The sequence below is a fragment of the Parazoarcus sp. PS-13 R2A genome, assembly GCF_057621855.1.
Genome location: NZ_JBYEXN010000010.1, coordinates 62,500 through 85,109, shown reverse-complemented (window position 1 = coordinate 85,109; position 22,610 = coordinate 62,500). Strand labels below are relative to the sequence as shown.

Annotated in this window: 26 protein-coding genes; 10 read left to right on the top strand and 16 right to left on the bottom strand. The window is 64.1% G+C overall.

What is annotated here, in order from left to right; translation table 11 throughout:
- The first annotated feature begins 90 nt into the window (after positions 1 to 90).
- Entirely contained in the window at positions 91 to 1,674 is a 1,584-nt protein-coding gene (locus AC22G6_RS11180) for an inorganic phosphate transporter (RefSeq protein WP_487366825.1), read from the top strand.
- 20 nt (positions 1,675 to 1,694) lie between these two features.
- On the top strand, positions 1,695 to 2,027 hold the full coding sequence (locus tag AC22G6_RS11175) for a DUF3301 domain-containing protein (RefSeq protein WP_108948718.1): 333 nt from the start codon (positions 1,695 to 1,697) through the stop codon (positions 2,025 to 2,027).
- Between the two features lie 54 nt (positions 2,028 to 2,081).
- Here the strand turns inward: AC22G6_RS11175 and folE are convergent, their stop codons facing one another.
- Genes folE through fabI form a run of 3 tightly spaced genes read right to left on the bottom strand, consistent with a single transcriptional unit; the run spans position 2,082 to position 4,186 of the window.
- Positions 2,082 to 2,735, bottom strand: coding sequence for a GTP cyclohydrolase I FolE (folE, locus tag AC22G6_RS11170; protein WP_487366824.1), 654 nt, complete (start codon positions 2,733 to 2,735; stop codon positions 2,082 to 2,084).
- Positions 2,736 to 2,794: 59 nt separating this feature from the next.
- On the bottom strand, positions 2,795 to 3,391 hold the full coding sequence (locus AC22G6_RS11165; protein ID WP_487366823.1) for a hypothetical protein: 597 nt from the start codon (positions 3,389 to 3,391) through the stop codon (positions 2,795 to 2,797).
- Positions 3,392 to 3,406: 15 nt separating this feature from the next.
- The gene (gene fabI, locus AC22G6_RS11160; protein WP_108951247.1) at positions 3,407 to 4,186 is read right to left on the bottom strand and encodes an enoyl-ACP reductase FabI; all 780 of its coding nucleotides are present in this window, start codon (positions 4,184 to 4,186) and stop codon (positions 3,407 to 3,409) included.
- A gap of 205 nt (positions 4,187 to 4,391) precedes the next feature.
- On the opposite strand from fabI, the gene AC22G6_RS11155 reads away from it, so the two are divergent.
- The 3 genes from AC22G6_RS11155 to AC22G6_RS11145 all read left to right on the top strand — a co-directional run bounded on the left by AC22G6_RS11155 (position 4,392) and on the right by AC22G6_RS11145 (position 6,419).
- Positions 4,392 to 4,892 carry an HAD domain-containing protein gene (locus tag AC22G6_RS11155; protein ID WP_108948715.1) on the top strand — a complete coding sequence of 167 codons (501 nt, stop codon included), beginning with the start codon at positions 4,392 to 4,394 and terminating at the stop codon, positions 4,890 to 4,892.
- Positions 4,893 to 5,069: 177 nt separating this feature from the next.
- Complete coding sequence (locus AC22G6_RS11150) at positions 5,070 to 5,849, top strand: hypothetical protein (RefSeq protein WP_487366822.1); 780 nt, start codon at positions 5,070 to 5,072, stop codon at positions 5,847 to 5,849.
- Between the two features lie 21 nt (positions 5,850 to 5,870).
- Positions 5,871 to 6,419: a YaeQ family protein gene (locus AC22G6_RS11145; RefSeq protein ID WP_108948713.1), complete on the top strand. Its 549-nt coding sequence runs from the start codon at positions 5,871 to 5,873 to the stop codon at positions 6,417 to 6,419.
- Positions 6,420 to 6,425: 6 nt separating this feature from the next.
- Here the strand turns inward: AC22G6_RS11145 and AC22G6_RS11140 are convergent, their stop codons facing one another.
- The 4 genes from AC22G6_RS11140 to cspE all read right to left on the bottom strand — a co-directional run bounded on the left by AC22G6_RS11140 (position 6,426) and on the right by cspE (position 10,849).
- Entirely contained in the window at positions 6,426 to 7,325 is a 900-nt protein-coding gene (locus AC22G6_RS11140) for an alpha/beta fold hydrolase (RefSeq protein ID WP_487366821.1), read from the bottom strand.
- Between the two features lie 99 nt (positions 7,326 to 7,424).
- Positions 7,425 to 8,429: a serine/threonine protein kinase gene (locus AC22G6_RS11135; RefSeq protein ID WP_487366820.1), complete on the bottom strand. Its 1,005-nt coding sequence runs from the start codon at positions 8,427 to 8,429 to the stop codon at positions 7,425 to 7,427.
- On the bottom strand, positions 8,430 to 10,496 hold the full coding sequence (locus AC22G6_RS11130) for a DEAD/DEAH box helicase (protein ID WP_487366819.1): 2,067 nt from the start codon (positions 10,494 to 10,496) through the stop codon (positions 8,430 to 8,432).
- Positions 10,497 to 10,639: 143 nt separating this feature from the next.
- Entirely contained in the window at positions 10,640 to 10,849 is a 210-nt protein-coding gene (gene cspE, locus AC22G6_RS11125; protein ID WP_108948709.1) for a transcription antiterminator/RNA stability regulator CspE, read from the bottom strand.
- A gap of 316 nt (positions 10,850 to 11,165) precedes the next feature.
- Between cspE and ylqF the strand changes: the two genes are divergently transcribed.
- Positions 11,166 to 12,086, top strand: a complete 921-nt coding sequence (gene ylqF, locus AC22G6_RS11120) for a ribosome biogenesis GTPase YlqF (RefSeq protein ID WP_487366818.1) — start codon at positions 11,166 to 11,168, stop codon at positions 12,084 to 12,086.
- 29 nt (positions 12,087 to 12,115) lie between these two features.
- On the opposite strand, the gene AC22G6_RS11115 is transcribed toward ylqF, so the two are convergent.
- Together AC22G6_RS11115 and AC22G6_RS11110 are read right to left on the bottom strand one after the other, a co-directional pair.
- Complete coding sequence (locus AC22G6_RS11115; RefSeq protein ID WP_487366817.1) at positions 12,116 to 12,355, bottom strand: hypothetical protein; 240 nt, start codon at positions 12,353 to 12,355, stop codon at positions 12,116 to 12,118.
- 2 nt (positions 12,356 to 12,357) lie between these two features.
- On the bottom strand, positions 12,358 to 12,999 hold the full coding sequence (locus tag AC22G6_RS11110) for a YitT family protein (protein WP_108948706.1): 642 nt from the start codon (positions 12,997 to 12,999) through the stop codon (positions 12,358 to 12,360).
- A gap of 270 nt (positions 13,000 to 13,269) precedes the next feature.
- Here AC22G6_RS11110 and AC22G6_RS11105 point away from each other — a divergent pair, with 270 nt between their 5' ends.
- From AC22G6_RS11105 to AC22G6_RS11095, 3 genes are all read left to right on the top strand, one after another.
- Positions 13,270 to 14,004 (top strand): dinitrogenase iron-molybdenum cofactor biosynthesis protein, encoded by a 735-nt coding sequence (locus tag AC22G6_RS11105; protein ID WP_487366816.1) that lies wholly within the window; start codon positions 13,270 to 13,272, stop codon positions 14,002 to 14,004.
- A 4-nt stretch (positions 14,005 to 14,008) separates the two neighbouring features.
- Positions 14,009 to 14,275: a hypothetical protein gene (locus AC22G6_RS11100; RefSeq protein WP_487366815.1), complete on the top strand. Its 267-nt coding sequence runs from the start codon at positions 14,009 to 14,011 to the stop codon at positions 14,273 to 14,275.
- An 88-nt stretch (positions 14,276 to 14,363) separates the two neighbouring features.
- On the top strand, positions 14,364 to 14,564 hold the full coding sequence (locus AC22G6_RS11095) for a SlyX family protein (protein ID WP_108948703.1): 201 nt from the start codon (positions 14,364 to 14,366) through the stop codon (positions 14,562 to 14,564).
- Here AC22G6_RS11095 and AC22G6_RS11090 read toward each other — a convergent pair.
- The 5 genes from AC22G6_RS11090 to AC22G6_RS11070 are packed head-to-tail and all read right to left on the bottom strand — an operon-like array spanning position 14,558 to position 18,998.
- Positions 14,558 to 16,525 (bottom strand): peptidase U32 family protein, encoded by a 1,968-nt coding sequence (locus tag AC22G6_RS11090; RefSeq protein ID WP_487366814.1) that lies wholly within the window; start codon positions 16,523 to 16,525, stop codon positions 14,558 to 14,560. The two genes, AC22G6_RS11095 and AC22G6_RS11090, sit on opposite strands and share 7 nt — an antisense overlap.
- A gap of 60 nt (positions 16,526 to 16,585) precedes the next feature.
- Positions 16,586 to 16,981, bottom strand: a complete 396-nt coding sequence (locus AC22G6_RS11085) for a VanZ family protein (protein ID WP_487366813.1) — start codon at positions 16,979 to 16,981, stop codon at positions 16,586 to 16,588.
- A 42-nt stretch (positions 16,982 to 17,023) separates the two neighbouring features.
- A complete protein-coding gene (locus AC22G6_RS11080; RefSeq protein ID WP_487366812.1) occupies positions 17,024 to 18,319 on the bottom strand; it encodes a hypothetical protein in 1,296 nt (431 codons plus the stop codon).
- Positions 18,316 to 18,537, bottom strand: coding sequence for a DUF2249 domain-containing protein (locus tag AC22G6_RS11075; protein WP_108948699.1), 222 nt, complete (start codon positions 18,535 to 18,537; stop codon positions 18,316 to 18,318). The genes AC22G6_RS11080 and AC22G6_RS11075 overlap by 4 nt, the downstream gene beginning before the upstream one ends.
- Positions 18,534 to 18,998, bottom strand: coding sequence for a hemerythrin domain-containing protein (locus tag AC22G6_RS11070; RefSeq protein ID WP_487366811.1), 465 nt, complete (start codon positions 18,996 to 18,998; stop codon positions 18,534 to 18,536). Before AC22G6_RS11070 ends, AC22G6_RS11075 begins: the two co-directional genes overlap by 4 nt.
- A 155-nt stretch (positions 18,999 to 19,153) precedes the next feature.
- Between AC22G6_RS11070 and AC22G6_RS11065 the strand changes: the two genes are divergently transcribed.
- Complete coding sequence (locus AC22G6_RS11065; RefSeq protein ID WP_487366810.1) at positions 19,154 to 20,374, top strand: MFS transporter; 1,221 nt, start codon at positions 19,154 to 19,156, stop codon at positions 20,372 to 20,374.
- Between the two features lie 21 nt (positions 20,375 to 20,395).
- On the opposite strand, the gene AC22G6_RS11060 is transcribed toward AC22G6_RS11065, so the two are convergent.
- Positions 20,396 to 21,232 carry a UDP-2,3-diacylglucosamine diphosphatase gene (locus tag AC22G6_RS11060; RefSeq protein WP_487366809.1) on the bottom strand — a complete coding sequence of 279 codons (837 nt, stop codon included), beginning with the start codon at positions 21,230 to 21,232 and terminating at the stop codon, positions 20,396 to 20,398.
- An 89-nt stretch (positions 21,233 to 21,321) separates the two neighbouring features.
- A complete protein-coding gene (locus tag AC22G6_RS11055; RefSeq protein ID WP_487366895.1) occupies positions 21,322 to 22,476 on the bottom strand; it encodes a BaiN/RdsA family NAD(P)/FAD-dependent oxidoreductase in 1,155 nt (384 codons plus the stop codon).
- Positions 22,477 to 22,610: the final 134 nt, after the last annotated feature.

Sequence of the window (22,610 nt, the reverse complement as noted above, 5' to 3'; positions counted from 1 at the left end):
CATCTTCAAGACCCGTATTTTTCGGTTGTCGTTGGGAACTTGTCTTTTTTCTGAAACAATGGCGAATTCCCGATTTCCGGATGCATTTGCATGGATCTCAAAAATATCAACGACATAGAGCGCGCCACGGCGCATGGTCGCAGCGAGCTGTTCAGGATTGGCATTGCCTTCCTCTTTATCGTCGGCGTGATGCTGTACACCGCGATACGCGGCCAGGGCGAAGGCAGCATGGTGCTGGTGATCGCAGCGATGATCGGCGGCTACATGGCGATGAACATCGGCGCCAACGACGTTGCCAACAACGTCGGCCCGGCGGTCGGCTCCAAGGCGTTGACGCTCGGCGGCGCGCTGGTGATTGCCGCAATCTTCGAGGCGGCAGGCGCCCTGATCGCAGGTGGCGAAGTGGTCGGCACCATCCGCAGCGGCATCATCAATCCGGACATGCTGCACGACTCCGCCGAGACCTTCATCTGGGTCATGCTCGCAGCCTTGCTCGCGGGGGCACTGTGGCTGAACTTTGCCACCGCAGTGGGGGCACCGGTCTCGACCACGCACTCCATCGTCGGCGCCGTGCTCGGTGCCGGTGTGGCAGCAAAGGGCTTCGACATCGTCAACTGGAGCTCGATGTCGGCCATCGCATCGAGCTGGGTGATCTCGCCCGTGCTCGGCGGTCTGGTCGCAGCCTTCTTTCTCTACGTGATCAAGCGCAGCATCACCTATCAGGCCGACATGGCTGCCGCTGCACGCAAGATGGTGCCGCTGCTGATCGGCTTCATGGCGTGGAGTTTCGGCGCCTACCTGTTGCTCAAGGGGCTTGGCAAGGTCTGGAAGCTGAGTTTCATCGAGGCGCTGATCTACAGTTTCGGCTTTGCCGTCATCGTTTTCGGTGTCGTGCGTCATCGCGCGAGTCGTGAAGTCCACGTGATCGCCAACACCAAGAGTGGTGTGAACAAGCTGTTTACGATGCCGCTGATTTTCGCTGCGGCATTGCTGAGCTTCGCGCATGGTTCGAACGACGTCGCCAACGCAGTCGGGCCGCTGGCCGCCATTGTCGATGTGATCACCTCGGGTGGTGTGATCAGCGACAAGGCTGCCATTCCCTTGTGGGTAATGGGGGTGGGCGCTGCAGGCATCGCGCTCGGGCTTGCGCTGTTCGGTCCCAAGGTCATCCGCACCGTGGGGACGGAGATCACCGAGCTTGATCAGATGCGCGCCTACTGCATCGCGATGGCGGCGACCATCACCGTGATCATCGCCAGCCAGCTCGGCCTGCCCGTCAGCTCGACCCATATCGCGGTGGGAGGCGTATTCGGTGTCGGCTTCTTGCGTGAGTACCTGAAGAGCAACTACGACCGCATGATGGCCGAGATCAAGGCGCACCACCCGGAAGGCGACCAGGCTGCCATCGACGCCTTCCTCGTGCTGTTCAACAAGGCCTCGGTTGATGAGAAGGGCGACATGCTGCGGGACCTCAAGCTGCGCTCAAAGCGTCACGAGGACCCGGCCAACTTCTCCAAGGTTGAGCGCAAGGGCTTGCGCAAGGTCTATAAACGGCAACTCGTGAAGCGTTCGCAGCTCATCCGGATTGCTGCGGCCTGGGTGATTACGGTGCCGGCCTCGGCGCTGATGGCCGCGCTCATCTTCTACATGATCCGGGGCATGATGATCAGCTGATGCAGTGCTAATCTGTGTCCATGTCCATTGCTGAACTCTCTGCGCTGTCGCTGCTGGGCCTGCTGGCCTGGTTCTGGTTCGACAGCCTCAAGGCGCGCGAAACGGGTATTGCCGCCGCGCGCAATGCGTGCGAGCGCGAAGGGGTGCAACTGCTCGACGAGACCGTCGCCGGCCGCTCCCTGCGGCTTGCGCGCGACGAAGATGGACGCATGGCGATACGGCGTGCGTACGACTTCGAGTATTCCGGGTCGGGCTTCGATCGTTACCGGGGGTCGGTGGTGCTGCTCGGGCGCGAGGTGACGATGCTGGACATCACCGAGCACCGCAGCACGGTGCGTCAGCTCTTTCCCTGAGCTCCCCAGCTTGTTCGGCGGTGCCTGCTGCCTGCCTGCGCAGGCGGCAGACGGTCAGCGCATCGTATGATCGATGGCGCGCAGGAACTCGTTGCGCAACTGGGGCGACTGTTCGAAGCTGCCTGCAAAAGCCTGCGTGATGACGCGCTCGTCGCCGCGGCGATCTTCTCCGAGCAGCAGACACAATTGCTCGGCCTCGATTACGCAGGCTGCACCTGCAGCGTGCCCGTGCGTGATGAGGGCGTCGGCGATGTCGCGCGTCATCCATTCCTGGTAGGTAAAACGGTGGCCGATGGCGTCCACCAGTCGCGCAATGCGCCCGAATCCATGAAGCCGCCCGCCCGGCACATAGCCGACATGGGCGTAGCCGCGGAACGGCACCAGGTGGTGAGGGCAGACGCCGTGAATGGCAATGCCGCGCACGACGACCATGTCCCGCCGTTCGTCTTCGAACCCGTCGCCGAGCGCTTCGGCTGGATCGAGTTCGTAGCCGCCAAGCAGCCTTTTTTGCCACAGTTCGCGCACGCGCTGTGCGGTGCGGCCGGTGTGACTCGAGTCGGGCGTGATGCCACTGGCGCGCAACAGATCGGTAATCGCCTGCTCAAACGCAGGCGCATCAAAGCTTCCCGTGCGCGGAATGCCGATGCTGCGTGGATGCGGCGCCGGTACGTGTTCGTGCCCTGCGTCGTGTTCTAGGTCCTGATTCATGAATGTTTTCCGTTGCCCGAACGGGAATGATACCCCTCGTGCCCGGAAGGGGCGGTGCTTCAGGCGATGAACACCGGGTCTGAAAACACCAGCGTGCCGTCCTTGCGCATCATCAGGTTGTTTGCGTTGAGGATGTCGGGCAGGACGTGATACTCCTCGACGAAGTCGGACAGTGCCTTGAGGGCCTCTTGCAGGCTCTCGCTCACATCCAGTGGACTTACCGTCATGTGGTGGAGTGCGATGCGGCCCATGTCCATGCCCAACCGGCTCCACTGCTGACAGGCCGACCAGTAGCACTCGATCATGCGCGTCGCAAGATCGGCGGCCGGCGTATCGGCGTTGAGCGGGTAGAGGCGCTCCATCTCAAGCAGGTGAAAGGGATAGCCTGACTGCGAGCGACCGATGATGCCGTGGTCGGCATACACGATCGGAAAGTGTTCGCCCTGGGGACGGTCTTCGGCAGTGTAGAGATAATAGTCGGCGGGAGAACTGACGATCTTGTAGACCCGCTCGTCGTCGCCCTTGTCGATCACGATCGAATATTCGCCCCGACCGATCTCCTGTTTGCCGTCGACCAAAGGATGCGCGGGCACCGGGTCCGGGAGGACCAGGCACTCGCGTCCCAGCTCTGCACGCGCTCTCTCGAGATCGATCAAGGACAGCCCCTTCGATCAGCCCATGATGTTGTAGCCGGCATCCACGAAGTGTACGCCGCCGCTGATCAGTCGGCCAGCGTCGGAAACCAGGAAGGCGGTGAGGGCGCCGATGTCTTCCGGCGTCACCAGGCTGTGCATCGGGGCGCGTTCGACCGCTGCGGCCATCAGTCCGTCGAAACCGGCGATGCCCGATGCCGCACGCGTCATCAGCGGGCCAGGGGAGACCGCATTGACGCGGATGTTCTTCTCGCCCAGTTCTGCCGCCATGTAGCGGGTGGCTGCTTCGAGGGCTGCCTTGCACAAACCCATCACGCCATAGTTGGGGATGACCTTCTCGGAGCCGAGGTAGGTCATGGTCACGAGCGAACCGCCACCTGCCTTGACCAGCAGCGGCTCGACCATCTTGGCGAGGCGCACGAAGGAGTGGGTGGACACGTCCATGGCGAGCGCAAAACCGTCGGCCGAGGTGTCGACGACACGGCCGTGAAGGTCGTCGCGCTTGGCGAAGGCCATGCTGTGGAGCACGAAATCGAGTTTGCCGTAGTTGGCATCGATCTGTGCATAGACGTTGTCCATGGTTTCGGGCTTGGTGACGTCCAGCAGGTAGGCGTCCTTGACGCCGAGACGATGAAGCACCGGCTCGATGAAGGCGCGCGTCTTTTCGTTCTGGTAAGTAATGATCAGCGTCGCACCAGCCTGAGCGCAGGCCTCGGCAACACCGGTAGAGATCGACTTCTCGTTGGCGATGCCTGTGATCAGGCCGACCTTGCCTTGCAGATTGATAATCGGGGTCATGATGGGCTCCATGTGTCTACGCGTGAAAGATTGGCTTGCACCGACCTATTCGACCAGACGAAGATTACGGCCGTGGTCGGGCACAGGAAAAGAAACTCTTGTGTGCGGTGCACAAAAACTGGATTCCAGTATATTCTGCATTGCAGCATCAATGAACCCACTGTCGAAAAAACCTTTTTGCAGACAGTGCTAAAGAGCACAACGAATGAATCGAACGACCTACATTTTCATGGATTTCGACGGGGTGACCCACCCTTGGGGCGAGGTGGAGGATTTCCGCTGCCTGCCGCTGATCGAAGCCGTGATTCGAGAGTTCGAGGAAGCGCGCATCGTGATTTCGTCGGACTGGCGCATGCTGTTTTCGCTGCAGAAGCTGGTCGCCCGCTTCTCCGAAGACATCCGCCCGCGGGTCGCCGGCGTGACGCCGCACATGCTGCCCAAACTGGGCTCCGAGCTTCACGGCCTGCGTGAGCGCGAATCCATGCTCTGGCTTGCACAGCACGAGCCCGACGTCGCTTCCGCTGCCTGGTGTGCGATCGACGATGCACCGGGCAACTGGCTCAGCCGCTCGCGGCTCATCCTGACCGATTTCAAGCGCGGCTTCACCGAAGAGGATGCGGGTGCCCTTAGCCGGATGCTGACATCGCTGCGCGACGGCGTTCCCACTCTTGAGAAGCCGCGCTCCAGCTTCCGCTGGGCATCCTGAGCGCGTGCCCGGCTGCAGAACTGCGGCCGGCGCGTAGCAATCCCCGCATCGTGGCAGTGCTGCGAGACTGATCGCCTCGCTGCACTGCCCAGCCTGACTCTGTCTGCAATGCAAGGCCTTCGTTGCCCGATTGCGTCCTGATCGGCACAATATGCGCCCGCTTTCCGGAACCGAGTCATGTCATCAGCGTCCTCCACCGATACCGTTCTGCCCGCAGACCCGCTGCAAAAGCTGGCCGCGCCCGAGGTGCAGCGTCAGGCCGCACGCACGGCGCAGGACGCCTTTGCGCGCGTTTTCCGGCTCAGCATCGAAGCCTCTGATCAGGAGCGTGCCGAGGGCGTGACCGCTTTGTGCGAGGCCATGCGCAACTGGGCTCGCGCGGGGGAGGGCGAAGATGCACGGGCCCTGCGCCTGGCCCTGCTGGTGGCCGGTGCGGACCAATGGGGGCTGGCCTGGAGTCAGGCTTTCGGTCTCACCGCAATTCCGGCGCTCTCCGAGCTTCTCGGCGCACTGCGCACCGGGCTCGATGCGCAGGCCGAGTCCCGCTTTCTGCAGCAGTTCGAGGCGCTGACGGCGGCCGAGGCCAATGCGATCGATTTCAAGGTCGAACTGCGCCGCGGGATTCACCTCGCGCTGTGGCATTCGTCGATTGCCAGCGAGAATCGCGACGAAGCGCTGCGCCTGGCGGGCCAGCTCGGCAGCCTGCTGCTGGCGCTGGTCGGGAACATGCCGGTTGCAGGCTGGCGCCTGGTGGCCGATGCGCTGGCACATATCCAGATTCGCTGCCTGTCCGAAGGGCTGGCGGCCGAGGGCGTGGCCCAGGAGGCCACGCAGGCACTCTTCGCATCGCTCGCGCGCGAGTTGCCGGCGCCGCAGCGCGACGTGGTCATGGCTCATGCGGCTCAGGCCGTGGTGGCCTGGCAACGTGCAAACCGTCCGTCGGATACGGTTCATTAAGTCTTTACTGAGGCGGTTCGGATGGCACTGAAGGCAACGATTTACAAGGCTGAGCTGCAGATTGCAGACATGGATCGCAGCTACTACGGCGACCATGCGCTGACGCTCGCCCGGCACCCGTCGGAAACCGACGATCGCATGATGGTGCGCCTTCTCGCCTTCGCACTCTATGCAGACCCGGCGCTGAGCTTTGGCAACGCACTCTGCGTCGATGACGAGCCCGATCTGTGGGAGCGTGACCTGACCGGCGAGATCAAGCGCTGGATCTTCGTCGGGCAGCCTGACGAGAAGTGGATTCGCAAAGCCTGCGGTCGCTCGGACAAGGTGGTGGTCATCAACTACGGTCGGGCCGCCCCTGTCTGGTGGGAGGGCATCAAGGCCAAGCTCACGCGCCAGCAGAGCCTCAGTGTGCTCCGCATCGCCCCCGAGGTTGCACCTGCACTGGCGCGCCTAACCGATCGCAGCATGCGCCTGCAATGCACCCTGCAGGATGGTCACGTCTGGGTAACCAACGGTGAGGAAACGGTCGAGGTCGCGCCCGAGTTGCTGATGGGGCCGGCCAGATACTGATCGACCCTATCCGCCGGGCTGGCGCTGCGCGTCCTTGCTGAGAAAAGCGCAGATGGCTTCGGCGCTGCGCGCCGGATCTTCCTGCATGAAGCAGTGGCCGCCGGGCATCACCTGTTCGCTGACTGCCGGATTGCTGTCGCGCCAGCGGGTGATGCCTTTGGCCGCGAATGGGTAGGTTTTTTCCCCGCGCAGCACATGCGTCGGCGTGGTGATGCGCGCCAGTGACGACCACAGCCGGCGCGGGTAGGAGCTGAAGATCTCCGCTTCGCGGGCCGGTCTGCATTTGAGCTCGACCCCGCCTTCCGGCGTGTTGCGCAACGCATGATTGACGTATGACCACAAGGCTTCTTCTTTCCAGCCCTTGAACATGCCGCGCTCGTGCAGCGAGGTGAATGCCGACTGGCGATCGGGCCAGTGGTGGCGGCGCTGGCGGGTGCGGCGGGCGAGGGTGTTGCGTGAGTACAGCCCGACAACGTCGGACAGCGCCATCAGCCCGATCATGGCTGGTGGAAAGAGGACCGGGTCGAGCAGGACAGCGCGTGAAAACTGATCAGGCGCTTTGGCCAGCATCAGGCTGGTAATGACGCCACCGAAGCTGTGCCCGACCGCGAACACCGGCACATCGCCGAAGAGGGTGCCGCGCGCGTGCCATGCTTCCAGGCACAGTGCGGCCGTGCGATTCCAGCCATGAAAGCGGCCGCCGTGGTCGCTGTCTCCGTGGCCCTGGATGTCCGACAGGAAGAGATCGAAGTGGGGCGTGAGGCGCGCGAGCATCGGCTCGTAGGTCCGGCCGCAGTATCCGTTTCCGTGTACGAAATGAAGCACCGGCTTGCCCGAAGGCAGGGAGTGCTCTCCGCGCAGCGTGAAACCGGCAGTGCAGGAGTGATACCAGGCCTGAAGTTGCATGGTGAACGAATGGAAGGGCTAGACGCGTGGCATGAGTTTAGCGCTCGTGGCTGCAGTTGTGCACTGCAATGTCGGTGTGACCGGACGCTTGTCCGGGGCTCAGGCCGGCCAGAGCGGCGGCTCGTCCATCAGCGCTATCTGTTCACGAAGTTCGAGCACGCGGTCCTGCCAGTAATGCTGCGTGTTGAACCAGGGAAACGCGGCGGTGAAGGCGGGGTCGTTCCAGCGTCGTGCGAGCCAGGCTGAATAGTGGATGAGACGCAGCGTGCGCAAGGCTTCGATCAGGTGGAGCTCGCGCGGCGCAAAGTCCATGAAGTCCTCGTAGCCGGCAAGGATGTCGGCGAGCTGCCCGACCTGCTCGTGGCGCTCACCCGAGAGCAGCATCCACAGGTCCTGAATTGCCGGTCCCATGCGCGCATCGTCGAAGTCGACGAACTGCGGCCCGCCGCCTTCGCCCTGCTGCCACAGTACGTTGCCCATATGGCAGTCGCCGTGCAGTCGCAGTGAAGCGAACTTGCCTGCACGGTCAAAGGCGCGGCGCACGCCGTCGAGCGCCTGATCCGCCGTGCTCTTCCACGCCGGAAGGATGTCGGCGGGAATGAAATCGTGTGCGAGGAGCCAGGCACGGGGTTCTTCGCCGAAGCTGGCGATATCGAGTGCCGGACGGGACTTGAACGGGTGCAGCGCGCCGACTGCATGGATGCGGCCGATGAACCGGCCCAGCCATTCCAGCGTGGCCGGATCGGACAGTTCCGGTGCGCGTCCGCTCAGGCGCGGGAACAGCGTGAAACGCATGCCCTCATGGAGGTGCAGGCTGCGGCCGTCGATGATGAGGGGTTGCGCCACCGGGATCTCGCGTTCGGCCAGTTCCGCGGTGTAGCTGTGCTCCTCGAGGATGGCTGCGTCAGTCCAGCGCGCGGGACGATAGAACTTGACCACCAGCATCGGGCCGTCGTCGATACCGACCTGATAGACGCGGTTCTCGTAGCTGTTGAGTGCCAGCAGGCGGCCGTCAGGCCGCAGGCCGACACTCTCCAGTGCATCGAGGACGAAGTCCGGTGTCAGGCCCGCAAACGGCGCCCCGCTGCTTGCGGTGCCGGGCACTCAGTCTTCCCTGCGCTTTTTCGGCTTGCCGGCCGAGAAGGGCGCAGAGCCCGAGCGATCGGGACCTGAACGCGAAGGGCCGCGATCGTCGCGACGCGGGGCACCGCTCCACGGCTTCGGCGCACCGGGCTTGCCATAGCTGCCGGCGGGCTTGTCATAGCCACCGGCAGGCTTGTTGCCCCAGGTCGGCTTGCCATCACCGCCTGCGGGGCGGGGCGGGCGGCGATCGCTGAAGCTGTCGTCACGACGCGGCGTGTGCTCACGGCGCGGGCTGTCCTCGCGGCGTGGTGCGTGGTCACCACGCGGTGCATGGTCGCCGCGCGGTGCGCGCGGACGCTCGGGGGTGGCCAGCGCCTCTTCGTCGGTCAGCGGGCGGATGTTGAGGGCGCACTGCTTGACCCGGGTGCGCTTGAGCACGCCCAGCAGGTCGTCGGGCAGGTTGGCCGGCAACTCGACCGTGGAGAAATCGTTGAAGAGGTGGATCTGGCCGATGAAGCGACCGTCGATTCCGCCTTCGTTGGCGATTGCGCCGACGATCTCCTTGGGGCTCGCGCCCTGGTTGCGACCGACTTCGATGCGGTAGCGCGCCAGCGCGCCATCGGCAAACGAGCGGCGGCGGGCGAGGATCTCGTCCCGGTTCGGGCGCTCGGTGCGCTCACGCGGTGCGCCGGTGGTGAAGTGCTCTTCGCGCGGAGGACGACCGCCGGCGCTGGTCGCGGTGGTTGCCACGTCCCAGCCACGGCCGGACTCTTCGACCTGCAGCGGGCGTTCGCGCTGGGCAAGATAAGCCAGTGCGGCGGCGATCTCGTGTGCCTGAAGTTCGTTTTCTTCGGTGAGGCTATTGACCACGTCCATGAAGAAACCGAGGTCCTGGCCGCTCAGGGTGTCCAGAACCAGTTGCTTGAACTGGTTCACCCGCAGCGTGGAGACTTCCTCGCGGCTGGGCAGGGCGATGGGTTCGATCGGCTGGCGGGTGGCGCGCTCGATGGTCTTGAGCATGCGCGTTTCGCGCGGCGCGACGAACAGGATCGCCGAGCCTTCACGGCCCGCACGGCCGGTACGCCCGATCCGGTGCACATAGGCTTCGGTGTCGTAGGGGATGTCGTAGTTGATGACGTGGCTCACGCGCGGCACATCGATGCCGCGGGCGGCGACGTCCGTTGCCACGACGATGTCGAGCGCGCCGTTCTTGAGTTGCTCGATGACGCGTTCGCGCAGGCCCTGGGTCATGTCGCCGTTCAGCGCTGCAGCTGCGTAGCCGCGGGCTGCGAGCTTGTCGGCCAGCTCTTCGGTCGCAATCTTGGTGCGCACGAAGGTGATGGCTGCGTCGAAGGTTTCCTCGGCATCGAGGATGCGGGTCAGCGCGTCGAGCTTGTCCACGCCACGCACCAGCCAGTAGCGCTGGCGGATCTTGGCAACGGTGGAGGTCGATGCGCGGATCTTGATTTCTTCGGGTTCGCGCAGGTGGCGACGTGCCACGTCACGAATCACGTTGGGCATGGTGGCCGAGAACAGCGCTGTCTGCCGGGTTGCCGGGGTGTGATCGAGAATCCATTCGACGTCGTCGATGAAGCCCATGCGCAGCATTTCGTCGGCTTCGTCGAGGATCAGCATCTTGAGTGCGTCGAGCTTCAGGCTGCCGCGCTCAAGGTGGTCCATGACTCGGCCCGGCGTGCCGACGATGACCTGTGCGCCGCGCGACAGCTGGCGCAGCTGCACCACCATGCTCTGCCCGCCGTACACAGGCAGCACGTGGAAATTCTTCAGGTGATGCGCGTATTTGCCAAAGGCCTCGGCAACCTGGATGGCGAGTTCGCGTGTCGGGGTGAGCACCAGCACCTGCGGGCGGGTGTCGGCGATGTCGAGCATCGCCAGCGTCGGCAGGGCAAAAGCGGCGGTCTTGCCGGTGCCGGTCTGTGCTTCGCCCAGCAGGTCGCGACCGGCGAGCAGGTGCGGGATACACGCAGCCTGGATCGGGGATGGCGTTTCATAGCCGACTGCGGCGAGTGCCGAAAGCAGATTGTCGGGCAGGCCCAGCTGGGCAAAGGATTCGATGGATTCGGTCATGGCAGAGGATGATGCGTAGTGAGGCCGGGGCCAGGAGGGCGCGGTGATCTGCAGCCGGGACAATGTCCAAGTATGGCTGTCCGGCACCACAAAAACAAAAACGCGGCCCTGAGGCCGCGTTCTGATTGATCAGCGAGGGCTAATCAGAGCGGGCGGATGTTGGCCGCCTGCAGGCCCTTGGGGCCGTTCTTGACTTCGAATTCTACGCGCTGGTTCTCGGCCAGGCTCTTGAAGCCCTTGCCTTGAATTTCGCTGAAATGTGCGAACAGGTCGTCACCGCCCTGTTCCGGGGTGATGAAGCCGAAGCCCTTGGCGTCGTTGAACCACTTGACGGTACCGGTTTGAGTGCTCATTTTGCGTTCCTTTAAAACATAAGAAGGGGCTCGCGCCCAGAGTGCAGGAACGATCAAGAAACAAGTATCGAGGGAATCAAACCGTAAAGTTCGCGGAACGAACACGCGGAAACGACACCACAAAGACAACTGCTTGAATCGACTGCGACGCCACAATACACGGTTTTATTGGGGTGTGGGATTTTTTTTTGATTCGTCATGCAACCGGACAGATATGACGATGACGAGGCGGAACATAAGCTGCAGTGCGCTGCGGATTCAGATGTGGCCGGAAGATGGGATAATGCAGACCCTTTTTTGTTAGTCCGGACTTCCGATGCCCATCCAGTGGTTCCCCGGTCACATGAACTCCGCGCGCCGGAAAGCTGCAGAGACGCTGGCTGCGATCGATGTCGTCATCGAAGTGACCGATGCCCGCCTGCCCGAAGCCAGCAGCAATCCGATGATCGGAGAGCTGCGCCGCTTCCGCAATCGCCCCTGCCTCAAGCTGCTGAACAAGGCGGATCTCGCCGATCCGGTGGCGACGCAGGCGTGGATGGATTTCTACAACCGTCAGCCCGGGGTGAAGGCCGTGTCGATTTCGGCCAAGAAGCCGGCTGACGTGGCACGCATCACCGGCCTGTGTCGCCAGCTCGCACCGCACCGCAGCGACAACATCAAGCCGCTGCGGATGATCCTGATGGGCATTCCCAACGTGGGCAAGTCCACGCTGATGAATGCCCTCATCAAGCGCAAGGTGGCCAAGGTTGGCGACGAACCGGCGGTGACCAAGAGCCAGCAGACGCTCGATCTCGGTCCCGGCCTGACGCTCACCGATACGCCCGGACTGATGTGGCCCAAGATTGACTACGATGCCGACGGCTTCATGCTCGCGGCGAGCCATGCGATCGGCCGTAATGCGGTGATCGACGAGGAGGTCGCGGCCTTCCTGGGTGACGTGCTGCTTGAACGCTACCCTGCGCTGCTCGCCGCCCGCTATCGCATTGACCCGTCGAACTTCGACGGACCGGGGCTGGTCGAGGAGGTCGGACGTCGTCGCGGCTGCCTGCAGAAGGGGGGCGGTCTCGACCTGGAGAAAGCCGCCCAGATCCTGTTGCTCGACTATCGCAGCGGCGCGCTGGGCAGGATCAGTCTGGAAACGCCCGACAGCCGCAGCCAGATGCTTGCGGCTGCGCTTGCGAACGGGCCCGCGCCGGTCAATCCAGACCTTGCAGTGGATGAGGACGAAGAAGAATAAGGGTGGCCGGGCTGGGGGCTTCGCTGCCCTCAGCTGTCAGTCGTTGAACCGTCTGGCGTATTGACGGGCAGGATTTCGATCCATTGCAGCCACTGGCCACAGGCGTTGCGCGGCCCGCGCAGGGAGCCGTGCCAGGGGCCTTCGGTGCATTTGCCGCGGTTGTTTGCCGGGTCGAGCTCGACCGTGCTGCCGTCTGCGGCCAGCTGACGCGTGCCGTCCCAGCGCTGGCAGGTCGGGCAGCGGCGCAGCTCGGCGATTTCGACCGCCACGCTCAGATCCCGAAATAACGCCCGGGGCGGTGATTCACAGCAATGACGAAGTTCACCGCCACCGCGCCGAGCACCGAAAGCCCGACCAGCCGGGCGTCGACCGCCAGCAGCGCGAGCGCCATGATCACGCAGTCCGCCGCCATCTGCACCCAGCCCGCGCGCCAGCCTTTGCGCTGTTGCAGGTAGATCGCCAGCACGCCGACCCCGCCCAGGCTGGAGCGGTGGCGGATCAGCATGAGCAGGCCGGTACCCGCTAGCAGTCCGCCCATGATCGCGGCAAAGACCGGGTCGACGTGGGCGATGCTGAGCATGCTGGGCAGATACTCGGTGCACACCGAGAGCAGCAGCACGGTACAGAAGGTCTTCAGCGTGAACTCGCGTCCGAGTGCGCGCAGCGCAAAGATGTAGAAGGGCAGGTTGATCGCGAAGAAGGCTGCGCCGAAGGGCAGGTCGAAGGCGTAGTGGATCAGGAAGGCCAGACCGGCCGTGCCGCCGGTGAGCATGCCCGCGTCGCGAAAGAACGAGATCGACAGGGCCAGAAACAGCGTGCCCACGAGCAGGGCTTGCACGTCGTCTAGCGGGCTGTGGCGGGCGCTCAGTTCGGCAGGGGCTTCCGGAGCGGACTGAGAGGGCGCGTTCGACATGAAGATCCGTTGGTTGAGTCTTGCCCCGATGATAGCGCGCTGTTTGCTGCAGCGCAGTCCGTAGCATCCACGGCACGCCTTTCACCGCTCGCCATGTCGTCTTTGTTGGCGTGCTACCCGTGTTTGTCGAGAAACGCACAGTCTGCATGCCTGATCCACGTCTATTAAACCCATTGAAAAACAGATGGATAGGGTGCTGGAGCGGAGCTGGCGATGCTGGCACTCAATCTGCTGGAGGGAGCGCAACCCCGACCAAGAGGAGTCTTCCCCATGCAAGAGAGCGCAATGCCCATCACCCGTGACGCCGCGCTGCGCGTCGCCCTCGCAGCCCGGTCGATGCCGGGCATCACCCTGCCGAAACTGATCGATGTGCTGCAGAACCGGATTGGCAGCGAGCAGATCGACACCGACGATCTGCGCACGGTGACCGTGACGGATCTGAAGACGGCCTTTGCCAGCGTGGATGGCGAGGAGGACGGCGAAGACATCGGAATCGGCCTGGAGGCGATGAAGCTCGCCGTGCGCATCCTGTGGGGTGACACCCAGGGCGAGCCCTTGCCGCCGGTGCAGGCTTTTGCTGAGGGCGACATGCCGGGGTCGGTGCGGGTGGCGCTTGCCTCCGACAGTGGCGAGGCGCTCAACGGGCATTTCGGGTCCTGTATCCGTTATCTGGTCTATCAGGTGTCGGCGACCGAGATCCGCCTGGTGGATATCCGCGACGCGCTCGAAGCCGACTTTGCCGACGACAAGAATGGCTTTCGCGTGCAGCTCATCTCCGATTGCCATGTGCTCTACGTCGTCTCCATCGGTGGCCCGGCGGCGGCGAAGGTGATCAAGGGCAATATCTACCCGATCAAGCGTATCGAGGGCGGACCGGCGATGGAGGTGATGGCCGAGTTTCAGGACATGATGAAGGGCTCGCCGCCGCCCTGGCTGGCCAAGATCCTGGGTGTCAGCGCCGAGCGCCGGCTGCGCAACTATGCTGCGGCGTCGGTCGAGGAGTGAGATCGTGGCCGACAAGGACTACCCGCGCATTGTCTCCGAGCTGATCGCAAATGCCGTTGCCACCAGCCGGATTGCCGGCGAGAACGGCCGCATCACGCGCCTGGTGGCGGGCAGTATCGGGCGTTTTGCAAGCGAGCTGAAGGTGGGGAACGAGGCCGGCAAGGCCGATGCACTGCTCGCCCATGCACGTGACCTGCTGGCGGAAAGCGATGGCGCAGAGGTCGTACCCGCACTCACCGCTGCGGTCGAGGCGCTGGCAGTGGCGCGCTGAGTCGGGCTGCATTTGCGCTCGTTTGACGGTGGCGCGGGTTAGAATCCGCGCCCCGAAGCCAATTTGCGGCCACCCTGCCGCCGCCGTCATGGAAGAGCGCATCGAACGCCTCGAATCGAAGCTGATGTTTGCCGAGGATCTGCTCGACGAACTCAATCGCACCGTCTACCGCCAGCAACAGCAGATCGACCTGATGCAGCAGCATCTGCGGCAACTTGCGCAGCAGATGCAGGCCGTTCAGCCTCCCGGACGTCTGAGTCCGGAAGACGAAGTGCCGCCGCACTACTGAGCGGTAACGCCCGCGCCGGGGCGCGTGGGATGGAAGCTGATCTTCTGCGGTGCGACCTGTGCCTGCAGCCTGGCGACGTGCGGCTTCAGTTCGCCCATCACGTGCATCTCGCAGCGCTTGCAGTCGAAGCGCAGCGTGAGGGTCTCCTTGCCGTTGACCAGGGTCATCGGGTCGGGGCGGATGCCTTTCACTTCCTTGGGGCACAGGTTGAAGCTGTAGCGCAGGCAGTGCTTGGTGATCATCACTGACACCTCGCCGTGCTCTTCATTGGCCTCGTAGGCCGCGTCGATCAGCTTGACGCCGTGTTTCACATAGAAATCACGCGCCTTTTCGTTGAGGACGTTGGCGAGATAGCTCAGCGAGTCGTCAGGGAAAGGCACGGGCGGTTCGACCGGCGCGGCACGCGGCGGACGGGCGTGGGCCTGCAGGCGCGCAGCTTCCAACTGTTCGACGGCGTCACGACGCAGCGCATTGAGTGCCGAGGCCGGCAGGAAGGGCGCGTCGGTGACATCGAGCGTGATTTCCTGTGCCGTGAAGATCGTGTTGCCAAGCTTGGCGATGTGGTCGCGGATCGTGCCCAGTGCGCGTTCGGCCTGCTGGGCAGCTTCGTGGGCTGCCTGAATGCTGGCCGTCGCGGTCACGCCGTCCTCGTCGGTCAAGGTCAGCGCATAGCCTTCGGCAGTTGCGAAAAAGCGTGCGTCCACCGTGATGCGGCGATCGGCGGATTTCTTTTCCAGCGCACGCTCGAAAGCCTGATCGTGGTTGCGGAACACCGAGGTGCCGGGCACCAGGTCGGCCGGCAGCGCGTCGGCAGTAAAGATGCGATCCACGCCTTCGCCTGCCGCGTCGTGCTCGGCACGGTTGATGCGCAGGCCGGTGAGGTCGCCCTTGGCGTCGTACCAGGTGAGGCCATCACCGTTGTGGATCGGCGCCACGCGCTCGATCTCGAAGAACTTGCCGGCCTTGGTGTCGATGCGGGTCACGCGGCCGATCGCCTCTCCGACGAACTTGGGCGACTCGAAGGCTTCGATGCCGTGCTGGCGCTTGTTGGTGAAGTAGTCGGTATAGCCGCGGTTGAAGGTCTTCTCCGCCTGCGGTGTGAACAGGAAGGTGCTGCGCCCGCTCGAGGCGCGCTGCCATGCGGGGCCGTCGGCATCGGGGTGTTCGATGATTTCGTCGAGCAGCTGACGGTAGTGCGCGGTGATGTTCTTGACGTAGGAGAGGTCCTTGTAGCGACCCTCGATCTTGAACGAGCTCACGCCGGCCGCAGCCAGGGTGCGCAGGTTGGCGCTCTGGTTGTTGTCCTTCATCGACAGCATGTGCTGATCGCGGGCGATGATGTTGCCGTCCTTGTCGGCCAGGTCGTAGGGCAGGCGACAGGCCTGCGAACACTCGCCGCGGTTGGCGCTGCGTCCGGTGTGGGCGTGGCTGATGTAGCACTGGCCGCTGAAGGCCACGCACAGTGCGCCATGGACGAAATACTCGAGCTGGCACTCGGTGGCGGCGGCGATCTTCTTCACCTCGTCCAGCGTGAGCTCACGTGCGAGCACGATCTGCGAAAAACCGACGTCCTGCAGGAAGCGGGCCTTGGCTGCGTCGCGGATGTCGGTCTGGGTGCTGGCGTGGAGCTGGATCGGGGGCAGGTCGAGTTCGAGCAGGCCCATGTCCTGGACGATCAGCGCGTCGGCACCGGCGTCGTAGAGTTGCCAGATGAGCTTGCGTGCATCCTCGAGCTCATCGTCACGCAGGATGGTGTTGAGCGCCACGAACACCTGCGCATGAAAACGGTGGGCATGGGCGGCCAGGCGGGCAATGTCGGCGACCGTGTTTTCCGCTGAGGCACGTGCGCCGAACGACGGACCGCCGATATAGACGGCGTCTGCCCCGTGGGTGATGGCTTCGATGCCGAAGTCGGCATTCTTGGCCGGGGACAGGAGTTCGAGTTGGTGACGGGCGTTCATCAGCGGCGCGACTTCAAGGTCTTGATCGGAAAGGCGGTAATGATACCGGTTCGCGAATCCTCAGGCTTGGTTTCGTGCACCGGCAGTGCTCGACGCCTGCGCCGGGGGCGCGCCAAAGCGGGCCGCAAGCAGGCGGGCCGGGATGGCGGCGAGCAAGAGCCCGATGGCGTCGGCAACCCAGTCCCACAGGTCACCGAAGCGGTAGTCGGTGAAGGACTGCGCCACCTCCATCGCCGCACCGTAGGCGAGCAGACCGAGCACCACCTGCAGCATGCGATCCGGCCAGGCAAGGCTGCCCAGCACCATCAGCACGGCGAACAGCACCGCGTGTTCGATCTTGTCCTGCCAGCTGACGATCTGGACCACATCGGGTGCCGGTTGCAGGGCGAGCCAGAACACGGCCACAAGGGCGAAGACGAAGAGGCCGCGACTGAGGGCGGGCGGGATTCGGAGCATGAGCGGGACGGGTGCCTGAGGTCGGAACAGGCGCCGATCTTATCAGGCTGGTGTGACGGCGCGCTGTGGCGTGGGGGCGTTTGCCCGCCACATCCTGACGACATGGAGGAGGTTGAGCATGAGCCAGCCGAACTCGACAATCAGCGCGAGTCCCGCAAGCGGCCCCAGCGCTGGCGCCAGTGCAGCGGCAAGCAGCGCTGCAAGCGCAAGCACGTGCATCCTGAGCTGTGCTTTGGCGCGCGCATCCGGGAGCATCTTCTTGACGTTGGGTGCCTTGACCTTGGCCTGGGTGAGATGCAGCCACGCCAGAAAGGGCACGATCTTGTACAGCATGGCGCTGGTGGCGCCGCCCAGGCCACCGTGCAGGATCAGGATGCCGGCCAGCACTGGCCAGCGCTCAGCATCGGAGAACTGGGGAAAAATCAGGAGGGCGGCGCCGGCAATCAGGGCTACCATCGCCAGGCGGAAGGCGCGAAAGGAGGCGTCGGGCGTGCTGCGTCGCGTACGCGCCTGCTGGCGCAAGGTGATGCCGGCAAAGCAGATCACGGCGGCGATCAGGGTGAGCGCGAGCATGATCGCAGTCTGGTCGAAGCCGGTGACACTGAGCACGGACCATGCGCACAGCAGGCCGAGAATGGCGGGCGCCCAGTAACGGGTAAGCGCGACCGGATAGGCGGGCGTGATCTGGAACATCGGGACCACCACCCAGCTCACCGCCGCGAGGAGAATGCCGGCCCAGCCAAGCAGCGCCCAGCCCGCGTGCAGATTGACCTGAGTCGTGAAGGGCAGGGGAAGCCCAGCGCCGCCGCTGAGCCCGAGTGCGATCGAGAGGCCCAGCACGACGGACAGTGCAAGGCCGGTGAGCGAAAGGCGCAGATCACGCGGCGTGTGGCTTGCCATGGACGACTTTGGCGCACGAATGATGGCAACGGTGGCGCAGCCGAGAAAGCCGAAAATGCTCAGCCCGAGCAGTGCCGCGGCGCCGATCAGCACGACCGGCAGGCCGAAGCCGAGTCCGGCCGCAAGTCCGGCCGCACCCAGACTGAGCCCGACGTGGGTCAGTCTGGCGGTGAGCAGCGGTGCGGGCAGCGCCGCCCCGGCGACCACGGGCATGATCTGGATCAGCGCGCCAAGCATGATCTGCAGCAGGAAGCCAACTGCAAACAGGTGAACCACGGCCAGGGTGCCCGGCGTCCAGCGCGATGCAAGCAGGCCGCTGTCGCCGATCAGCACCAACCCGGCGACGATGCCGAACAACGGTGCGGTGAGAAAGAAGCGCAGCGGTGCCGAAAACGGCGGCGTTGCCTCATAGCCCAGGCCGGGGTTGGCGCCGCTCATGGACGCTCGATCAGGACCTCGACCACTGCGTCGTCACGAACCGTCGGGGTATAGCGGTAGCCGTCGCGATCGAGGATACGGAACAGTGGATGGGGCATGCGGTCGAGCAGCAGCGTGACTGCCTGACCGGGGGCGAGGTCGGCCACGGCCTCCATCGCCATCTCGAAGGGCACGGGCGGTTCCATGCCGCGGGCGTCGACGATCGTCGGTGTGTTCATGCCATGGCTCCGGGGGCTGTGCGGGCATGCAGGGCCGTATCGAGCGCGCCTGCCAGTTCGCCACTGCGGTCGGCAAGGCGGGCATCGCACATCGGGTACAGCATGTTTTCTTCCTTCATGTTGTGCTGCTGAATCATGATCATCAGGGTTTCGGCTTCGCCCGCAAAATCGTCGCCGTCGCGGGCGCCAATTGCGGCCAGCATGCTGTCAAGAAAGGTTCGCATCTCGGCATGTTCGGCCCGCATCACTGCGGTGGGGCCGCCGCGCATGCCGGTCGCGGCTTCGAATGCGGGGAAGAGGTGTTCTTCCTCCGCCAGGAAATGTGCGTTCAGCGCCGCGGCGAATGTCGACATGGCAGCTGCGGCGGCAGGCCAGTCGCCCTTGGCGACGAGGGTTTCTACCCGGGCAAAAACGTGGTCGCAGGCACGGTGGTCATCGGTCATCAGGCTGGAAAGTGACATTGGCAGAACTCCTCTGGAATGTCTCGATTCTCCGCATCGATCCCTTCACAGCCTTGACGCGGGTCAATATCGTGAACATGCCGCTGCATTCCGCGGGTGCCCCTTAATGGTGCAAAACGGGCAGAATGCCGCCTTTGCCGAACGGATTCCCCGAAATGAGTCCTGCCCAAGCCCCAGGCGCCTTGGGGCGGATTTTCCTGCCCTTTGCGCTGGGCTATTACCTGTCCTATCTGCTGCGTACGGTCAATGCAGTGATTTCGCCCACGCTGACGGGCGAGCTCGGCCTTTCCGCCGCTGATCTCGGGCTGCTGACCAGCACCTATTTTCTGGCCTTCGGTCTGGCACAGATTCCGGTGGGTATTGCGCTCGACCGCTTCGGTCCGCGCCGGGTCGAAGGCTGTCTGATGCTGCTGACCGCGCTGGGCAGTGCCGCCTTTGCGATGGGCGATTCGCTTACCGGCCTTGGTAGCGCGCGCGCGCTGGTCGGGGTTGGTGTGTCGGCCTGCTTGATGGGGGCGCTGAAAGGCTTCGCAATGTGGTATCCGGCCGAACGGCAGAGCTCGATGACCGGCTTCATCATGGCCGCGGGCGCGCTGGGCGCGCTCACTGCAAGCGCACCGGTCGAGGCCTTGCTGCCGTTTATGGGGTGGCGCGGTGTGTTCTGGACCATCGCCGCGCTTGCGCTGATGATCTCGCTGTGGATTTTCCTGTCCTTGCCCGACGAGGCCATCCACGGGGACAACGAGCGTCTGCTCGATGCCTTGCGCGCGGCGGTGCGGATCTTTCCTGCCCCTGCATTCCTGAAATTCGCGGCGTCGTCGATGTTCTTTACCGGCGGCTTCATGGCCATGCAGAGCCTTTGGGCCGTGCCCTGGCTGATGAGCGTAAACGGGCTGTCGCTGGCCCAGGCCGCAGGCTATCTGGTGGCGCTCAATGTCGGCATGCTGGCGGGGCAACTGTCCATCGGCCTTCTCGGGGTGCGCCTTGCAACGCGCGGCGTGCGCCCGCTCAACCTGATCCAGTTCGGCTATGCGGGCATGCTGAGCGTGCAGCTCTGCATCCTGTTTGATCTGGGGCCGCTGGTGGTGCTGTGGTTTCTGCTCGGTGCGCTGTCGTCGGTCAATTCACAGACCTACCTCGCAACCGCCTCGAATTTTCCCCGTCAGGTGTTCGCGCGCGTATCGACGGCAATCAACCTGATGGCGTTTGCCGGTGCCTTCGCCGTGCAGTGGGGCCTGGGTTTGGCGCTGGATGCCTTGCAGCTGACAGGGCATACGCTGTCTGCATCCCTGAGCCTCGCATTTGGCGGCCTGATCGCAGTTCAGGTGCTCGCCTATTTGCCGCTGTTGCCGTGGCGTCGGGCGCAACCGGGCTGAGCGCCCGGCGTGCGGCCGGGTTCAGGCGCTGACTGCGGCCTCCTGTTCCCGCTCCGGCGCCTGCTCCGGTGTCTGTGCGGCGGCGGGGGGCGCTGGCAGCGCCTTCTGTGCTGTGGTCTGAGCGCCCCAGTGGATCAGCTCAAGCCGGCCGTCGAGATGCTCGACGATGGCCGTGCAGCTGTCGACCCAGTCGCCGCAATTCACATAGGTCAGCCCATCGACCTCACGCATGCTCGCCCAGTGAATGTGTCCGCAGATCACGCCATCCACGCCGCGCTCGCGCGCGCCGTGCATCACTGAGTCCTCGAAGTCGAAGATGAAGCTGACCGCGGTCTTGACCTTGCGCTTGGCGTAGCCGGCGAGCGACCAGTAGCCGGAGATGCCCAGGCGGCGCCGGATGCGTGACAGTCCGCCGTTGATGCGGACCAGCGCGTTGTAGGCGACGTCACCGAGTACCGCAACCCAGCGATGATGGCGGGTAACCTGATCGTATTCGTCGCCATGCAGCAGCAGGAAGCGCCGCCCGTCCGCGGTCTCGTGAATCCAGTCTGACTCGAGTCGGATGTCGCCGAATGTGGTGCCGATGTATTCGCGCAAGGCCTCGTCATGGTTGCCGGGAATGAAGACCACCTGCGTGCCCTTGCGCGCACGCCGCAACACCTTTTGTACGACGGTGTTCTGGGTGCTGGTCCAGTGAATGCTTCTGCTCATTGCCCAGAAGTCCACGATGTCGCCAATCAGGAAGAGATTCTCGGATTCGTGGTAACGCAGGAAATCGAGCAGACGTTCTGCCTGGCAGCCGCGCGTGCCGAGGTGGATATCCGACAGAAAGATCGAGCGAACCTGTTTTTCCTGCATGTGCGGCCTGGGGCGATGGGGTCGCCGTCAAGCGTGGCGCAGGCGTGTGACAGGGTGATGAATGTCGGTCGGGGCCGGGGATGCCGGGCTCAGGCGTGCTGGCCTGCTGCGTAACCGGATGACCATGCCCACTGGAAGTTGTACCCGCCCAGGTGGCCGGTCACGTCCATGACTTCGCCCGCAAAGAACAGGCCGGGTTGCTTGCGCGCTTCCATCGTCTTTGACGACAGCGCGTTGGTGTCGACCCCGCCGAGCGTGACCTCCGCCTTGGCATAACCCTGGGTGCCGGATGGCACCAGCTGCCAGTCGGCAAGGGTGGCAGCAATCTGGCGCAGATCCGCATGGCGGAACGCGTTGACCGGTTTCTCCCAGCCTTGCAGCGCGCACAGTGCGTGGGCGAAGCGCCGGGGCAGGCGCTCGGACAGCAGGTTTGCAAGCAGGCCGCGCTCGCTGGCATGCGCCATCAGCCATTCCTCGGCCTCGATTCCGGGCAGCAGGTTGAGGCTGACGGGTGCCCAGTCATCCTTGTCATAGGCCTGCGCCTGCCAGTAACTCGACGCCTGCAGTATGGACGGGCCGGACAGCCCGCGATGCGTGATCAGGGCGGCCTCGCGAAAGGCGGGGCCGCGGCAGGAGGCTTCGACCTCGAAGGAGGCGCCGGCCAGCGGTGCCAGCAGCGAAAGTGTTTCCGGGGGTAACGTGAGCGGCACCAGCGCGGGGCGGGGCGCGATGACGGGGATGCCGAATTGCTCGGCGATACGGTAGCCGAAAGGGCTGGCGCCGATCTTGGGGATGGAAAGCCCGCCGGTCGCGATCACCAGGCTGTGGGCGTAGAATCGACCCATGGTCGTGTCAATGACGAATCGATCATGCTCGTCCGATGTGCGGTCCACTGCCTGCACGCTGGCCGGCATGGCCCACTGGACTGCCCCGTCTTCGCATTCGGCGCGCAGCAGATCGATGATCTGTTGCGCGGAATCATCACAAAACAGCTGTCCCCAGTCGCGTTCGTGATAAGAAACCCCATGACGTTCCACAAGGTCGATAAAATCGCGCGCCGTGTAACGCGAGAGCGCCGAGCGGACGAAGTGCGGATTGCGGCACAGAAAGTGTTCTGCGGTGACGCGACGGTTGGTGAAGTTGCATCGCCCGCCGCCCGAGATGCGGATTTTCTCGGCAAGTTTGGGGGCATGATCGAGCAGCAGTACGCGCCGGCCGCGCTGGCCTGCGGTCGCTGCACACATCATGCCGGCGGCGCCGGCACCGATTACAACAAGGTCGAAACGCTGGTCAGCCACAATCGCGCCCGGTGCGTGGAAAGCGGCGCAGAATACGCCCGGTGACGACCGGCGGCAAACGTACTGACGATTTTCGGGGT

What these genes read in the sequence shown, in the direction of transcription:
- ylqF (WP_487366818.1), top strand. Translation starts at nt 11,166, where the DNA reads ATGCCCATCCAGTGGTTCCCCGGTCACATGAACTCCGCGCGCCGGAAA.
- AC22G6_RS11145 (WP_108948713.1), top strand. Translation starts at nt 5,871, where the DNA reads ATGGCACTGAAGGCAACGATTTACAAGGCTGAGCTGCAGATTGCAGAC.
- AC22G6_RS11070 (WP_487366811.1), bottom strand. Translation starts at nt 18,998, where the DNA reads ATGTCACTTTCCAGCCTGATGACCGATGACCACCGTGCCTGCGACCAC.
- AC22G6_RS11180 (WP_487366825.1), top strand. Translation starts at nt 91, where the DNA reads ATGGATCTCAAAAATATCAACGACATAGAGCGCGCCACGGCGCATGGT.
- AC22G6_RS11055 (WP_487366895.1), bottom strand. Translation starts at nt 22,476, where the DNA reads ATGTGTGCAGCGACCGCAGGCCAGCGCGGCCGGCGCGTACTGCTGCTC.
- AC22G6_RS11065 (WP_487366810.1), top strand. Translation starts at nt 19,154, where the DNA reads ATGAGTCCTGCCCAAGCCCCAGGCGCCTTGGGGCGGATTTTCCTGCCC.
- AC22G6_RS11085 (WP_487366813.1), bottom strand. Translation starts at nt 16,981, where the DNA reads ATGCTCCGAATCCCGCCCGCCCTCAGTCGCGGCCTCTTCGTCTTCGCC.
- cspE (WP_108948709.1), bottom strand. Translation starts at nt 10,849, where the DNA reads ATGAGCACTCAAACCGGTACCGTCAAGTGGTTCAACGACGCCAAGGGC.
- AC22G6_RS11150 (WP_487366822.1), top strand. Translation starts at nt 5,070, where the DNA reads ATGTCATCAGCGTCCTCCACCGATACCGTTCTGCCCGCAGACCCGCTG.
- folE (WP_487366824.1), bottom strand. Translation starts at nt 2,735, where the DNA reads ATGAATCAGGACCTAGAACACGACGCAGGGCACGAACACGTACCGGCG.
- AC22G6_RS11090 (WP_487366814.1), bottom strand. Translation starts at nt 16,525, where the DNA reads ATGAACGCCCGTCACCAACTCGAACTCCTGTCCCCGGCCAAGAATGCC.
- AC22G6_RS11105 (WP_487366816.1), top strand. Translation starts at nt 13,270, where the DNA reads ATGCAAGAGAGCGCAATGCCCATCACCCGTGACGCCGCGCTGCGCGTC.
- AC22G6_RS11130 (WP_487366819.1), bottom strand. Translation starts at nt 10,496, where the DNA reads ATGACCGAATCCATCGAATCCTTTGCCCAGCTGGGCCTGCCCGACAAT.
- AC22G6_RS11175 (WP_108948718.1), top strand. Translation starts at nt 1,695, where the DNA reads ATGTCCATTGCTGAACTCTCTGCGCTGTCGCTGCTGGGCCTGCTGGCC.
- AC22G6_RS11110 (WP_108948706.1), bottom strand. Translation starts at nt 12,999, where the DNA reads ATGTCGAACGCGCCCTCTCAGTCCGCTCCGGAAGCCCCTGCCGAACTG.
- fabI (WP_108951247.1), bottom strand. Translation starts at nt 4,186, where the DNA reads ATGACCCCGATTATCAATCTGCAAGGCAAGGTCGGCCTGATCACAGGC.
- AC22G6_RS11140 (WP_487366821.1), bottom strand. Translation starts at nt 7,325, where the DNA reads ATGCAACTTCAGGCCTGGTATCACTCCTGCACTGCCGGTTTCACGCTG.
- AC22G6_RS11060 (WP_487366809.1), bottom strand. Translation starts at nt 21,232, where the DNA reads ATGCAGGAAAAACAGGTTCGCTCGATCTTTCTGTCGGATATCCACCTC.
- AC22G6_RS11095 (WP_108948703.1), top strand. Translation starts at nt 14,364, where the DNA reads ATGGAAGAGCGCATCGAACGCCTCGAATCGAAGCTGATGTTTGCCGAG.
- AC22G6_RS11075 (WP_108948699.1), bottom strand. Translation starts at nt 18,537, where the DNA reads ATGAACACACCGACGATCGTCGACGCCCGCGGCATGGAACCGCCCGTG.
- AC22G6_RS11080 (WP_487366812.1), bottom strand. Translation starts at nt 18,319, where the DNA reads ATGAGCGGCGCCAACCCCGGCCTGGGCTATGAGGCAACGCCGCCGTTT.
- AC22G6_RS11155 (WP_108948715.1), top strand. Translation starts at nt 4,392, where the DNA reads ATGAATCGAACGACCTACATTTTCATGGATTTCGACGGGGTGACCCAC.